Genomic DNA, 13861 nt, shown 5'->3' with positions numbered 1-13861 from the left:
GCCAACCTTCCTGGAACGGGATCTGAGCCGGGGCCCGAAGGCCCGCGGTCGAGGACACACTCAGCTTGGCCGACGGGCTTCCGGCGAGGGGTGTTTCGGGGACACAGATATTCGCCGTACTCATGTGCCGACGACCAAACGGAGCACCCGTCCCGGCTTCCTAGTCTGGGAACGGATCGTCCCACCCGTTGACGAAGGCAGGAGCTCACCGCGATGACCAGAGACGTACAGGCCCCCTCGGGCGGCGAGCAGCGGATCGGCGCGCTGACCCCCGGCCCCAGGGGCGCGGACTTCGACTCCGCCCGCATGTACGTGCGCACGGACGAGGAGGCGCTCGAACTGCAGCGCATCCTCCGCGTCGCGCGGGAGCTCCGTCCGATGCTGCGCGAGCGCCAGCAGGAGACCGAGGACAACGGCCGCTACGCGCCCGACATCCACGAGCGCTTCTGGCAGGAGGGCTTCTACCGCGTCCTGCAGCCGCGCTCCCTCGGCGGTCTCGAGCTCGGGGTCGCGGCGTTCTTCCGCATGGTCAGCGAGGTCGCGCGCGGCTGCCCCTCGACCGCGTGGTGCCTGTGCCTGGGCGCGGGGCACGCGCTGCAGATCGCCTCGTACTTCGGCGAGCGGGCGCAGCGCGAGATCTTCGGCGCCCGCGGCCAGGTGGTCGCGGCGTCGAGCGGCGGCGGCCAGGGCATCGAGCTGATCCGCGAGGAGGGCGGCTACCGCATCAGCGGCACCTGGCGCTACTGCTCGGGATCGCCGTACTCGACCCACTTCCTCCCGCTCGCCCCGAACCCGAACGGCGGGGCGGCACTGTGGCTGGTGCTCGACCGCTCCCAGTACGAGGTGCTGGGCGACTGGGGCGAGGTCATCGGCATGCGCGGCAGCGGATCCAACTCGATCAGGGTCGAGGGGACCTTCGTGCCGGATCACCTCGTCATCGAGCAGGGCTTCAACCTCTTCCACTCGGGAGACACCCCCGGCAGCGCGCTGCACGGCAACCCCGAGTACGGGGGCGTCTTCCGCGGCTTCGCGGAGGGCGAGATCGCCTGCATCGCGGTGGGCCTCGCCTACGCGGCCGTCGACGAGCTGGTCGAGCACGTCTCGACGAAGAAGCAGCGCGGCACGAGCACGCCGAAGGCGGAGCTCCCCGACTTCCAGCGGGTGACCGGGCTGGCCTTCGCGACCGCCGACTCGGCGGCCGCGCTCTCGACCTCGGGCGGGCTGCTCTACCGCGACAACGCCCGCCGCTCGGTCTCGGGCGAGGATCCCTTCACCACGGACAAGGCCCTGCGGATCGCGAGCATCTACTTCACCGCCGAGCGGCTGGTGTGGGAGACCGTCGACCAGGTGATGCGGGCGACGGGCACGAGCGAGATGATGCGGGGCAGGCGCATGGAGCGCTACGCCCGCGACGCCGTGACGATCCGCTCGCGCACCGACCAGCTCGACTTCGACGCGACGACGGTCGGCGCCGCCTACCTGCTCGCCGGCTAAGAGGCTCCGCCGATCGGTTCCCCGTCATCCTGCGCGCAGTCGCAGGATCCATACGCATGGACTCTGCCGCTGCGCGCAGAATGGCAGGAGTGCGACTGTCAGAAGGCCTCCGACCGGCAGCCCGCCTATCCGCGCTTCACGCGACCGCGTCCTCGCGGGTGCTCTGCACCGCGATGATCTGCCGGATGCTGTCCTTCACGTACTCGAGGTCGCCGATGCCCTCGGGACCCGAGAGGATGGCGCGGAGGAAGCAGGCGTCGATCATCGCGTCGATCGCGAACGACGCCTGCGGGTTGCGCACCGCGATGTCGATGGCCGCGGTGATCGAGCGGAACCACTCCGTCGCGATCGGGCGCAGACCCGGGATCGACACCGCTGCGAGGTAGAGCTCGTAGCCGCGCCGCACGCCCTCGGGATCGCTGATGCGCGCGGAGAACCACTCGGTGACGACCTCGGCCGCGTCGCGGTCCCGGTGCAGCGTGAACCACTCCGTGGCCCGCGCCACCTGCTGCTCCATCGTCGCGCGCATCGTCGCCTCGAGCAGGGCGTGCAGCGTCGGGAAGTAGTAGGTGGCCGAGCCGAGGGACTCGCCCGCCCGCTTCGCGACGGTGCGATACGTGACGCCCTTGATCCCCTCCTCCTCGATGACCTCGCGAGTCGCGTCGATGAGTCGTTGAGCCCGGTCGATCTTCACTGCTCTCGCCTCCCTGCGTGCGCACCGGTCACGGGACGCAACGTGCCGCGGCCGGCGCACCGCCCGGTCCGCCGGCGCTGGCCCTACCGTACCGCACCGGCCTCGCTCGTCTCGATCGCGCGGGTCCACTGCGACACGCCCGTGCCGAGCGGGATCACGTTGTCCCTGCCGACGCTCAGCGTCACGTCGCCCCGGCGGTCGAGGCCGGCCGCGGCGAGCGCGGGCACGAGCGCCTTCACCTGCTGCCCCGTCGAGAGTCGCACGATGAGCTCGGTCTCGTCCCCGAGGAAGAGGGTGTCCTGCAGGGTGCCCCGCAGCGTCAGCGCCGCGGCGTCGCCGGTGTCCGCCGCGGCGGATCCGGCGATCCGGAACGCGCGCGGGCGCAGGGCGACCGTGTTGGGGAGGGCATCGCCGCGCTCCGGGTCCGCGGGGATCACCACCGATCCCCCGCCGGCCGAGATGCGGATGCCGTCGTCCTCCCGGGCAGACGAGGCCTCGAGGAGGTTCGCGTCGCCGAAGAAGGTGGCGACGAAGTCGGACTGGGGCTGCCGGTAGAGGCGCTCCGGCGTATCGCACTCGACGATGCGCGCGTTCCGCATGATCGCGATCCGGTCGGAGAGGGCGAGCGCCTCCTGCTGATCGTGGGTGACGTAGACGAGGGTCGTGCCCGTCTCACGGTGGATCCGACGGATCTGCTCGACCAGTTCGAGGCGCAGCGAGCGGTCGAGTGCGCCCAGCGGCTCGTCCATGAGCAGCAGCGGCGGGTGGTAGGCGAGCGCGCGGGCGATCGCCACGCGCTGCTGCTGGCCGCCCGACAGCTGCGACGGGCGGCGGTCGCCGAAGCCGTTGAGCCCCACGAGCTGCAGCATCTCCTCGACCCGCTCTCGCCGTCGCTCCCGGCTCCAGCGGCGGATCTTCAGGCCGTATTCGATGTTGGCGGCGACGGTGAGGTGCGGGAACAGCGCGTAGTTCTGGAACACCATGCCGCACTCCCGCTCTGCGGGCGACAGCGTCGTGATGTCCTCGCCGTCGAAGACCACCGTGCCGGAGGTCGCGGGCTCGAAGCCCGCGAGCAGTTTCAGCAGGGTGCTCTTGCCCGAGCCGCTGGGCCCGAGCAGCGTGACGCACTCGCCCTTCGCGATGTCGAGGTCGACCGCGTCGAGCGCGGGCGGGCCGCCGTAGACCTTCGTCAGCGACCGGATCGAGACGTAGGGATCTGTGGTTGCGTTCATTTCTGATCTTTCTGGTTCAGCCCGCGCGGTCACTTGCGACCGCGCTGCAGCAGATTCACGAGCACCATCAGGAGCACGGTCGCGATGATGACGAGCGATGAGATGGCGGTGATGACGGGGTTGAGCTCCCACAGGATGGAGTCGAAGATCGCCTTCGGGAGCGTCGTCAGTCCGCGACCGCCCAGGAAGCTCACGAACACGGCCTCGTCGAACGCGGTGATGAAGGCGAGCAGGCCGCCCGACGCGATCGAGGGCAGCAGCAGCCGGATCGTGATCGTGAACCAGGCGCGGGCGCGCGACGCCCCCATGGTGATGGCCGCGAGTTCGAGCTCGATCGGCAGGCGCGAGAGCGCCGCCTGCACGACGAGGAACGTGAGCGGATAGGAGATCAGCACGGAGGCGAGCGTCAGTCCCCAGAAGTTGCGCAGCAGCCCGAACTGCACGAACACCGCGTAGAGGGCGACCGCGTAGGCCGCGAGCGGCAGCACGAGCGCGATGAGTCCGGCTCCCTCGATGAGCGAGCGGATCCGTGCGGGCAGGCGCGTACGGCGCAGCACGAGGGCCACCGGCACCGCGAGCAGCACCGATACGAGGGCCGTCGCGAGCGAGAGCCGGATCGACAGCCAGATCGCCTCGCCCCACTTGGGCGTGCTGAACAGGGTCTCGTAGTGCACCAGGCCCCAGCCCTCGGGCGGGAAGCGCATCAGGCTGTCGGCCGAGAACGACATCGTGATCACCATCACCGCGGGGAACAGGAGCAGCAGCACGAGCACGACGGTGAAGGCCCGCGCGAGCCCTCGGCACCAGCGGTCGAGCAGACGCATCCGGCGGCGGCCGGGCGCACCGGCCCCGGTGGTTTCGGTCGTGGAGGTCATCCGAGCACCGCCTTGAGCGCGCGTCCGCCCACGAGCTTCAGTCCGCCGAGCAGTACGACGAGGGCGACCAGCAGCAGGAGCACGCCGGTGGCGGCTGCGCGCGGGTAGTTGAAGAGTTCGAAGAGATCGTCGCCGATGAGGGAGGCGACGAACGGCGTCTGGGTGCCGCCGAGCACGATCGGCGTGATGTAGAAGCCGACGCTGATGGCGAAGACGATGGTGGCGCTGGCGAGCAGGCCGGCGGTGCCGAGCGGCACGACCACGCCGAGCACGGCCCGCGCGTGGCTGGCGCCCATGCTCTTCGCGGCGCTGATGAGCTGCAGATCGATGGTCGCGAAGGCGGCGAGCATGGAGAGCGTCGCGTAGGGCAGCATCGCGTAGACCATGCCGACGACGACCGCGAAGGGCGTGTACATGATCTTGGCCGGCTCGTCGATGATGCCGAGCGCGAGCAGCACGTTGTTGAGCACGCCCGTCCGCGCGAAGATCACCGCGAAGATGTAGTTCTTGATCACGACGCCCATGCAGAACGGGATCAGCACGGCGAGCAGCATGATGTTGCGGCGCAGCGTCGACGTGGTCGCGCGGATGCACCAGGCGAGCACGCCGCCCAGCACGACGCTGATCAGGGTGACGAGCGCGGAGCTCCACAGCGTGGTCGCGAAGGCCTTGCGCGTGGCGCCGCTGCCGAGCACCTGGGCGTAGTTGCCGATCCCGTCGCCCTGCGTGAACGAGTCGATGGCGAGCTTCGCCATCGGGTAGACCACGAACACGGCGACGACGATGAGCAGCGGCGAGAGGATGAGCAGTGAGCGGCCCCGGCCCAGGTCGATCGACCAGGGCCGCCGGGGGCCGCGCGAGGCCCGGGCGCGAACCCGGTCCTCGCGCGGTCCGACCGCGAGTCGCGTGTCAGCCACTGACGACCTCGCGCCAGCGGTCCTCGATGTCGCCCTGGTTCTGCGAGTACCACTCGACGTTGAACGGGGTGACGGTGTCGAGGTGCGAGTTGACCAGGTTCTCGCTGATCTCCGCGGGGATCAGGTCGAGCGCGGCCTGGTTCGAGACGCCGTAGTTCATCTGCTCGGCGAAGCCGGCGAGGCCCTCGGCGTTCTTGGCGATGTGCACCATCAGGTCGAAGGCGGCGTCCTTGTTGGGGCTGTTCTCGGCCACGGCGAAGACGCCCGGGCTGAGCATGCCGTCCTGCCAGACGATCTCGAGGTCGAGACCCTCGGAGATGAGGCCGGCCGCGCGACCGCTCCAGGCGAGCGCGATGGCCGCCTCCTCGTTCTTCAGGGTGTTGACGAGCATGTCGCCGCCCTCCCAGAAGACCGTGACGTCGTCGCGGATGCCGTCGATCTTCTCGAGCGCCGTGTCGAAGTCGATCGGCGAGGTCGCCACCTCGTCGAGGGGCATGCCCGCGGCGATGTTCGCGAAGGTGAGAGACTCGAGCGCCTCGGCGGGCAGGGCGCGGGCGCCCGGGAACGCCTGGGTGTCGAAGAACTCCGCGGCGTTCTGCGGGCACTTGTCGACGAGCTCCTTGTTGCAGACGATCACGACGCCGAGGCTGGCCGAGGTGAAGCCGTAGTCGAGCACCGCGCCCGGCTGCAGCACGCTCTCGAGTTCGCTCCGCACGTCGTCCGGCAACTCGGCGATGAGGCCCTCCTCGTAGCCGTACAGGGCCTGATCCGCGGGGATCGTGTCGAGGAAGTCCCACAGCTGATCGCCGGTCTCGGCCTGCTGCTGCAGGCCCTGGATCTGCTTGCCCGGGGCGTCCTCCATGAAGACCTCGATGCCGCTCTCGTCGGCGAAGGGGTCGAGCAGGTATTGCTGCGTGGCCTCGGAGTAGCCTCCGCCCCAGCCGACGACGGCGAGCTCGGTGGTCGTTCCGCCCTCGTCCCCTCCGCCGGTGCCGCCGTTGCCTCCGGTGTCGCCCGACGAGCAGGCGGCGAGCCCGAGCAGGGCGGTGGCGCCGACCGCGAGGAGCGCCACGTTGCGCTTGATTCTCATGTTTCCACTTTCTCTTGTTTTCCAGTCCCAGCGCGGATGGACCGCGCTGCCGATCGATGATCAGGTCTATTGGGCGCGCAGGCGCTCGCCGAGCGCACGGAGTCCCACGATCTCCCCGTCCCACTTCACCGAGGGCTCGTGGCTCTCGCCTCGGGTGGCGTGGTACTCGGCGAGGTTCTCGGCGCCCACGCGTGCGGACTCGGTGACCGCCGGCCCGGCACCGCCCCGCAGTTTGGGGAGCACCTCCTCGGCGAACATCGTGAGCGACTTCGTGCCCAGCCACTCGGGCTTGATGTCCGTGTTGGTGTTGAGCAGCACCCGGCCCGCGCCGTAGAGGTCGATGAGCCCGGCGATCCGGCCCGCGACGGTCTCCGGCGAGCCGACGACGAGGTTGCCCTTCTCCACCGCGTCCGCGAACGAGGTCTCCGACGGCGGCTTGCTGCGGTAGCCGCCGCCCGCGATCATTCCGCGGAGCGCGCCCTCGGAGAGGTAGCCGGGCGGGAAGCTGTCGTGGAAGGCGGAGTCGAAGAAGTTCTGCATCATCCAGTGGTAGTAGGGCTCGGCCTCGGTCATCGCCTGCGCGTCGGTCTCGGCGACGTGGAAGGTGATGCCCGCGCACACCTGCGAGGGATCCAGCTCGTAGCCGTACCCGCGCGCCGCCTCGCGCAGCTTGCCCAGCGCGCCCTGGATCGCCTGCCGCGAGCTGATGCCGACCGCCTGATAGGCGTGACGGTGCTTGGCCACCATGTCGAGCGTGTCCGTCGATCCCCCGCCGAGCACCATGACCGGCGGGTGTGGGCGCTGCAGCGGACGCGGCCAGAGGTTCACGTAGGGGATCTGGTAGTGCTCGCCGAACCACTCGAAGGGCCCGTCCTCCGTCAGCGCCCGCATGAGCAGGTCGTGGGCCTCGCGGTACCGGGCCCGGGCGGTGGCGGGGTTCACCATGCCCATCGAGTGGTACTGCATGCCGTGGCCGACCGGCAGGCCGAAGATCAGACGGCCGTGCGAGAGCTGATCGAGCAGGGCGATCTCCTCGGCGAGCCGGAGCGGGGTGAGGTAGCCGTTGACGATGGGGCCCACGACGCCGATCTTGATCCGCTGCGTCGCCGCGGCCAGGTAGGCGCCGAGCAGCATCGGGTTGCCGAGCAGGCCGATGGGGCCGTTGTGCTGCTCGCTGAACACTCCCCCGTCGTATCCGAGGCGCTCGGCGAGCTGGATGCCGTCGATCATCCGCTGGATGGTGCGCTGGGCCTCGACGCCGTTGTAGTTGTCGGTGGTCGGGAGATCGATGTAGTTCGACGCGGGGCGCAGCTTGGCCGACGGGACGGCGGGGTAGGCGCCGTTGAACATGACGTGGAATTCGGTCTGGGACATGACTGGCGCCTACTCGCTCTCGGCAGTGGTGGATCGGATGTGCGCCGTGATCGCCTGGGCGACGGCGCGGGGCTGCTCGACGTGGAGCACGTGGCTCGAGCGCTCCTCGGGAGATGGGCCCGGCAGCACCGCGTACTCGGCGCCGGGGATCAGCTCCGCGTAGCGCGCGGCGTCGCCGGGGCCGAGCACCCGGTCCTCCTCGGCGTCGAGCACGAGGGTCGGGGTCTGCACGCGCCCCAGGCGGTGCCCGAGCTCGCGGTCGTAGCGGTTGGTGAACGTCAGCAGGGCGAGCGCGGTGTCCTCGCGGTAGCCCTGCACCACGTTCTCCGGGTAGTCGAAGCCGGCGAACTCCTCGGCCAGGCGGTCCGCGCGGCCGTTGGCGAGCAGGTCCATCGCCGCATCCGGGGTCTGCCGGAAGGGGTCGGGGCGAGAGCCCGAACCGCGCAGACCGGCGGGGACGAGGAGTGTGAGGCTGCGGAAGCGCTCGGGGTACACCGTGGCGAGATGCGCCGCGATGCGTCCGCCGAGCGAGGTGCCGACGAGGTGCACGCCGTCGAGGTCGAGGGCGCGCAGGAAGGCGTCGTAGTGCAGCGCGTAGTCGCCGAAGTCCCGGAAGTGCGCCGGCAGCGCGGAGTCGCCGAAGCCGGGGTGCTCGGGAGCGATCAGGTCGACCTCGCCGGCCAGGGCCTCGTGGAAGGGCAGCCAGCGACGGGTCAGGCCTCCGCCGTGCAGGAAGAGCACCGGCTCACCCGAACCCTTGCGGCGGTAGGCGACCTCGCTGCCGTCGACCTCGACCCGCTCGGGCTCGCTCCAGTATCGCCAGTTCCTGGGAGGTGAGACCTGTTCCGGCTTGCCCATGAGCGCTTTCTCCTTCGATTCGCGAGAGCGAGGATCCGATGACCCGGGAGCGATCCGAGCGATCGCTCCATTTATAGTTGTACGTACGTACGAATTCTTTATAAGGTTACGCTAGTGGTTGTGAAGTAATCGCGCAACCCCGGGATCGTCGGCGCTCCACACGGCGTCCCGCTTCGACGACACAGCGGAAAGAGCACAGCCATGGCGAGCAGCACCGAGAACACCTGGACCCCCGGAGGCAAGAACTCGAGCACGAAGTCGGCCTGGTGGAAGGCGGTGCTGGGCGAGTACCCCACCGGCGTCGCGCTGATCACCTCCCGCACCGCCGAGGGCGACGACCTCGGCATGGTCGTCGGCACCTTCATGGCGATCTCCGAGGAGCCCCCGCTCATCGGCTTCGCGACGTCGGTCGGCTCCCGCCGCGCGGTGAAGGTCAAGGAGAGCGGCACATTCTGCGTGAACGTGCTCGGCTACGACCACGAGCAGCTCTGCCGCGCCTTCGCGGTCTCGGACCCCGACTGCTTCCAGTACGGCAGCTGGGACCGCTCCCCTCTCGGCAACGCCAGGCTCACCGACTCGCTCTCGTGGTTCGAGGGGACCGTGACCCAGGTCATCCCGGCCGGCGACCACGAGATCATCATCGCCTCGGTGTCGGATCTCGGAGTGGGCGACGGCAATTCCGGGCTGCCGCTGCTCTTCCTGAAGGGCGGCTACGGCTCCTTCAGCGCTCCGAACGAGGGCTTCGACGTCGCCGCGTTCGCCCTGCGGATGCGCATCGCGAACGCGATCGGCGAGATCGTGCAGCAGCTGGCCGACGACACGGGGACGGAGTGCCTGCTCGCCACGATCGTGAACGACTCGGTGCTCGTGCTCTCTGCGGCGAACCTGCTGCCCACGAGGCCCGAGGACGGCGTCATCGGCATGGTGTTCCCCTTCGCTGCCCCGGTCGCACCCGTGCTCGCCGCGTGGGGGTCGGAGGAGCGCCAGAAGTCCTGGTACGAGAACTCGCGGCACCTGCTCGGCCGGGTCGACCGCCCCCTGCTCGGGCGCCTCCTCGACACGGTGCGCGAGCGTGGCTACGCGGTCTCGGCCGGCGACCGGATGGGCATGGACTTCGAGCGCATCGCGAACGACCCGACCAGCACCCGGGCGGATCTCTCCCAGCTGTGGGCGGCCGTGTCCCAGGACGTCGAGCGGACGCTCGACGCCGGAACGCACCACCCCGACGTCTTCTCGCTGCAGTTCCCGGTGCTGGGCGCGAGCGGGCAGGTCGAGTTCGAGCTCGTGGTGACCGGGCTGCAGACCGACGGAGCGGAGCAGAGCTTCGCCGCAGTCGTCGAGCGGGCGCAGGAGGCCGCGGAGCACCTGACCGAGCTCGTCGGCGCCCGCTTCCCCGGTACGCCCGCCTGAGGGGGCGCGCGGCATCGCCCCGACGGCTGAGGGGGCGGGTTCTCACGAACCCGCCCCCTCAGTCGTTCAGCCTCGCGGTCAGCCCCACTGGCCCTCGAAGTCGCCGATGTTGTCGGCGGTGAAGGCGATCGGCGCGAGCTGATCGGCGATCTCCTCCTGCGAGATGACGTCCTCCCCGCGGTTCGACTGCACGAGCGCGGTCGCCGCGACCTCGCCCATGGTGCGCGGCGCGAGTCGGGTGGTGCCGAGCAGGGTGCCGGCCTTGATGGCTTCGACGCCCTGACGGCTCGCGCCGTCGCCGAGCACCACGATGTCGTCGCGACCCTCCTCCTCGAGCATCGAGATGACCTGCACGGCCGAGGAGTCGCCGGAGTTCAGGATCACGTTGGCGTCGGGGTTGCCCGACAGCAGCTCGGCCGCGACCTGGCGCCCCTGCTCCGGGTTGTAGCCGTCCTCGCCGAGTGCGACGCGCTCGTACTTCGAGTCGCCGCCGAGCTCGCGCTCGATGACCTTGAGCTTGTTCGCCTCGAGCTCGTACTGCTGCGAGCCGACGATGTGGATGTACTTGCAGGGGTCGAAGTCCGCGCAGCCCTCCTTGAGCAGTTCGACGGTCGCCATGCCCGCGTCCTCGTTCGAGAACACCGCGGAGGCGATGACGCCGTCCACCTGCGGCTCGATCTTGGTCGCGTCGGGGCCGACGACGGTCTCGACGGCGACGACCGGGATGCCCGCCTCCGCCGCGGCCTCGGCGCAGGGCACGGCGCCCGCGCCGCTCAGCGCGTTCAGCATGATGCCGTTGTACTGCCCGGACGAGACGATGTCCATGCAGTCGGAGTTCTGGGACTCGGCGTTGTCGCTGTCGAACACCGTCACCTTGCCGCCCAGCGGCTCGACGACGGACTCCATGCCTTCGATCTGCACTTGGCCGAAATCGGAGATGTCGCCCGTGATGAACGCGAAGCTCGGCACGAACTCGCCGCTCTCGCCGTCTCCGCCGGTGTCGTCGGTGCCGCCGCTGCAGCCCGTGAGCGCGAGCGCGGCGGTCGCCGCCGTGGCCGCCAGCACGAGCACTCGCCGCTGAGTGTTCTTTCGCATAACTCTGGTTCTCCTCAGGTATCGGTGTGTTTCGGGGTATCGGGGTGTTTCGAGGTGTTTCGGGTTCGGGATCCTGATCGGAGCCCGGGTCAGGATCGCGCGCTGCGTCGCATCCAGACGTCCCAGAGCACCGCGAGGATGATGATGACGCCCATGAAGATGCGCTGGTAGGTGGGCTCGACGCCGAGCAGGTTGAAGCCGTTGCTGACGAGCTGCAGCAGGAGCACGCCGAGCACCGTCCGCCAGATCGCGCCGGAGCCGCCCATGACCGAGGTGCCGCCGACGAGCACCGCGGCAAGCGCGGTGAACTCGATGCCGGAGCCCGTGTTGCCGTCGACGGTGAGGGTGCGGGAGGCCGAGATGAGGCCGGCCAGCGCGGCCGCGACGCCCATGATGACGTAGGTCGTCGCGCGCACGCGGTTCACCCGGACGCCGGCGAGGCGGGCCGCCTGCGCGTTGCCGCCGGCGGCGAAGATGTGGCGTCCGAAGACCGTGCGGTTCAGCAGGAAGGCGCACAGCAGCGCGAACGCGATGAAGATGAGGATCGAGACCTTCACCCCGAAGACGCGCGGCTGGGCGAGCAGCTTGAACGAGGGATCGGCGATCGTGATGAGGAAGCCACCGGAGATGGCCAGGGCGAGGCCGCGGAACACCATCGTCGTCGCGATCGTCGCGACGAACGGGTTCAGCTTCCCGACGGTGGTCAGCACACCGTTGAGCACGCCGAACACCGCGCCGGAGGCGAGCGCGGCGAGGATCCCGAGCGGCACGCCGGCCGCGTTCGAGACCTGCGCGCCGATGATCGCGCAGACGGCGAACACCGCGCCCATCGAGAGGTCGAAGCCGCCGGCGATGATCACGAGGGTCGCGGCGCAGGCGAGGATGCCGACGGTGACGCTCTGGTCGAGCAGGTTCAGCAGGTTGTTCGGCGTGAGGAAGGCCTTGGAGGTGCTGGCCAGCACGATGAACAGCACGACGAAGGCGAGCACGATGCCGTAGTCGCGGAGTTTGTCGACGACGAATCGGCCGACGCCGCCTGCGGTGCGCTCGGGCGCGTTCGCGGGCGCGGCTCCCCGCTCGAGTTGGGTGGTCACGCGATCGTCTCCTTCACTGGGTGGTCCGGGTGCGAGGCCGCCGCGGGCGGGGCTTCGCGGGGTTCGGGATCGGCCATCGGGGCCGGAACCTCCGCGCCTCCGGGGCCGTCCGCCCCGGGCACGGTGAACGCGGCGGCGAGCAGCGCGTCCTTCGTCGCCCGGCTCCGGTCGAAGCGGGCGACGAGGTGCCCGCGCGACATGACGACGATGCTGTGGGCGAGGGCGAGGAGCTCCTCGATCTCGCTCGACACCACGATGATGGCGATGCCCTGAGCGGCGAGCTCGCGGAGCAATTCGTAGATCGACGCCTTCGCCCCCACGTCGACGCCGCGGGTCGGCTCGTCGACGATCAGCACGCGCGGGTTCTCGACGAGCCACTTCGACAGCACGACCTTCTGCTGGTTGCCGCCCGAGAGGGTGGAGACGAGGTCGTCGACGTTGGGGGTCTTCACGCCGACGCGGGCGGCGAGCTCCTGGGCGCGGCGGCGCTCCCGACGGGGGCTGAGGATCCCGAATCTCGAGAACCGGCCGACGTGCGGCAGCGTGATGTTCTCGGTGATGGAGCGTCCCATCAGCAGCCCGAGCTCCTTCCGGTTCTCGGGCAGCATGGCGACCCCGGCGCGGATCGCGCCGAAGGGGTCGGAGTAGCGCACGCGCTCGCCGTCGAGCCGCAGCTCGCCCGACACCAGGCGATCCGCCCCGAACATGGCACGGCAGAGCTCGGTGCGGCCGCTGCCGACGAGGCCGCCGATGCCGAGGATCTCCCCGGGCCGCACCGCGAGCGACACCCCCCGGAGCGCGTCGTTGACGAGGTCGACGGCCTCGAACACCGGGGCTCCCCCGATCTCGCCGCCGAAGGATCGGGCCTCCTCCTCGGCCAGGTGACGGCCGAGCATCGCGTAGATGAGGGCCTCCTTGGTCTCGTCGGCGGTGCGGCTCGTCTGCACGAGCGATCCGTCGCGCAGCACGGTCACCGCGTCGGTGATCGCGAGCACCTCCTCGAGGAAGTGGGAGACGATGACGACGGTGGCGCCGCGCGCCTTGAGCCCGCGGATGATCGCGTGGAGCTGCGCGACCTCGATCGGGTTGAGCGAGGCGCTCGGCTCGTCCATGACGATGAGCTCGGCGTCCCGGGCGAGGGCGCGGAGCACCTCGACCTTCTGCTGATCCGCCAGTCGCAGCTCGCTCACGAGGGCCCGCGGGTCGAGGTCGAAGCCGGTCTCGGCGAGCAACTCGGTGAAGCGGGCCCGCTGCGCGGCGAGGTCGAGGACACCGCCGCGGCTGCGCTCGCTGCCCAGGAAGACGTTGTCGAGTACGGAGCTGTCGGGGAGCAGGGCCAGTTCCTGGTCGATCATCGCGATGCCGTCGGCCAGCGCCTCGTGCGGCTCGCGGTAGGAGACCTCGCGGCCGTCGACCCTGATCCGTCCGGCGCTCGCCCGCACCTGCCCGGAGATGATCTTGCCGAGGGTCGACTTGCCCGCCCCGTTCTCACCGATGAGGGCGTGGACCTCGCCGCGGCGGATGCTCACGTCGACGCCGCGGAGCGCTCGGACTCCGCCGTAGTGCTTCTCGATTCCGACGGCCTCGATGTGCACTGCGGGTCGATCCTGCAAGGGCTCCACATGTCCTCCCGGTGCCAGCTGCGTTGCTTACTGAGTCACCAACATAATCAGCCGCCCACCCGGAATTCAACACTTAAAAGAAACGATTGGGTTACTTCAGTAGCAT

General features: G+C 69.9%; 12 protein-coding genes. 2 read left to right on the top strand and 10 right to left on the bottom strand.

The features are described 5' to 3' along the window. The first annotated feature begins 213 nt into the window (after window positions 1-213). Window positions 214-1494: an acyl-CoA dehydrogenase family protein gene (locus AMS65_RS01460; protein WP_053382396.1), complete on the top strand. Its 1281-nt coding sequence runs from the start codon at window positions 214-216 to the stop codon at window positions 1492-1494. A gap of 136 nt (window positions 1495-1630) precedes the next feature. Here the strand turns inward: AMS65_RS01460 and AMS65_RS01455 are convergent, their stop codons facing one another. The 7 genes from AMS65_RS01455 to AMS65_RS01425 all read right to left on the bottom strand — a co-directional run bounded on the left by AMS65_RS01455 (window position 1631) and on the right by AMS65_RS01425 (window position 8534). Further along, window positions 1631-2188: a TetR/AcrR family transcriptional regulator gene (locus tag AMS65_RS01455; RefSeq protein ID WP_053382395.1), complete on the bottom strand. Its 558-nt coding sequence runs from the start codon at window positions 2186-2188 to the stop codon at window positions 1631-1633. 83 nt (window positions 2189-2271) lie between these two features. Further along, the gene (locus AMS65_RS01450; protein WP_053382394.1) at window positions 2272-3420 is read right to left on the bottom strand and encodes an ABC transporter ATP-binding protein; all 1149 of its coding nucleotides are present in this window, start codon (window positions 3418-3420) and stop codon (window positions 2272-2274) included. A gap of 29 nt (window positions 3421-3449) precedes the next feature. Continuing rightward, window positions 3450-4295 (bottom strand): ABC transporter permease, encoded by an 846-nt coding sequence (locus AMS65_RS01445; protein ID WP_053382393.1) that lies wholly within the window; start codon window positions 4293-4295, stop codon window positions 3450-3452. Beyond that, window positions 4292-5212, bottom strand: coding sequence for an ABC transporter permease (locus AMS65_RS01440; RefSeq protein WP_053382392.1), 921 nt, complete (start codon window positions 5210-5212; stop codon window positions 4292-4294). Before AMS65_RS01440 ends, AMS65_RS01445 begins: the two co-directional genes overlap by 4 nt. Further along, window positions 5205-6302: an extracellular solute-binding protein gene (locus AMS65_RS01435; RefSeq protein WP_053382391.1), complete on the bottom strand. Its 1098-nt coding sequence runs from the start codon at window positions 6300-6302 to the stop codon at window positions 5205-5207. Before AMS65_RS01435 ends, AMS65_RS01440 begins: the two co-directional genes overlap by 8 nt. Window positions 6303-6368: 66 nt before the next feature. After that, window positions 6369-7676 carry an LLM class flavin-dependent oxidoreductase gene (locus tag AMS65_RS01430; RefSeq protein WP_053382390.1) on the bottom strand — a complete coding sequence of 436 codons (1308 nt, stop codon included), beginning with the start codon at window positions 7674-7676 and terminating at the stop codon, window positions 6369-6371. Window positions 7677-7685: 9 nt separating this feature from the next. Then, window positions 7686-8534, bottom strand: coding sequence for an alpha/beta fold hydrolase (locus AMS65_RS01425; protein WP_053382389.1), 849 nt, complete (start codon window positions 8532-8534; stop codon window positions 7686-7688). Between the two features lie 201 nt (window positions 8535-8735). Here AMS65_RS01425 and AMS65_RS01420 point away from each other — a divergent pair, with 201 nt between their 5' ends. Next, window positions 8736-9944 carry a flavin reductase family protein gene (locus tag AMS65_RS01420; RefSeq protein WP_053382388.1) on the top strand — a complete coding sequence of 403 codons (1209 nt, stop codon included), beginning with the start codon at window positions 8736-8738 and terminating at the stop codon, window positions 9942-9944. A gap of 78 nt (window positions 9945-10022) precedes the next feature. On the opposite strand, the gene AMS65_RS01415 is transcribed toward AMS65_RS01420, so the two are convergent. The 3 genes from AMS65_RS01415 to AMS65_RS01405 form a co-directional block, all read right to left on the bottom strand. After that, window positions 10023-11039 (bottom strand): sugar ABC transporter substrate-binding protein, encoded by a 1017-nt coding sequence (locus AMS65_RS01415; RefSeq protein ID WP_053382387.1) that lies wholly within the window; start codon window positions 11037-11039, stop codon window positions 10023-10025. A gap of 89 nt (window positions 11040-11128) precedes the next feature. Continuing rightward, a complete protein-coding gene (locus tag AMS65_RS01410; RefSeq protein WP_053382386.1) occupies window positions 11129-12133 on the bottom strand; it encodes an ABC transporter permease in 1005 nt (334 codons plus the stop codon). Next, window positions 12130-13755, bottom strand: coding sequence for a sugar ABC transporter ATP-binding protein (locus AMS65_RS01405; protein ID WP_206541956.1), 1626 nt, complete (start codon window positions 13753-13755; stop codon window positions 12130-12132). The genes AMS65_RS01410 and AMS65_RS01405 overlap by 4 nt, the downstream gene beginning before the upstream one ends. Window positions 13756-13861: the final 106 nt, after the last annotated feature.

The sequence above is a fragment of the Leucobacter celer subsp. astrifaciens genome (assembly GCF_001273835.1).
GTDB classification, from domain to species: Bacteria; Actinomycetota; Actinomycetes; order Actinomycetales; family Microbacteriaceae; genus Leucobacter; species Leucobacter celer.
The sequence above is the reverse complement of the archived record's forward strand: the minus strand, read 5'-3'. Positions and strand labels throughout refer to the sequence as shown.

Coding starts and splice junctions, on each gene's coding strand:
- AMS65_RS01450 (WP_053382394.1), bottom strand. CDS start 3,420: ATGAACGCAACCACAGATCCCTACGTCTCGATCCGGTCGCTGACGAAG.
- AMS65_RS01415 (WP_053382387.1), bottom strand. CDS start 11,039: ATGCGAAAGAACACTCAGCGGCGAGTGCTCGTGCTGGCGGCCACGGCG.
- AMS65_RS01460 (WP_053382396.1), top strand. CDS start 214: ATGACCAGAGACGTACAGGCCCCCTCGGGCGGCGAGCAGCGGATCGGC.
- AMS65_RS01435 (WP_053382391.1), bottom strand. CDS start 6,302: ATGAGAATCAAGCGCAACGTGGCGCTCCTCGCGGTCGGCGCCACCGCC.
- AMS65_RS01430 (WP_053382390.1), bottom strand. CDS start 7,676: ATGTCCCAGACCGAATTCCACGTCATGTTCAACGGCGCCTACCCCGCC.
- AMS65_RS01425 (WP_053382389.1), bottom strand. CDS start 8,534: ATGGGCAAGCCGGAACAGGTCTCACCTCCCAGGAACTGGCGATACTGG.
- AMS65_RS01445 (WP_053382393.1), bottom strand. CDS start 4,295: ATGACCTCCACGACCGAAACCACCGGGGCCGGTGCGCCCGGCCGCCGC.
- AMS65_RS01420 (WP_053382388.1), top strand. CDS start 8,736: ATGGCGAGCAGCACCGAGAACACCTGGACCCCCGGAGGCAAGAACTCG.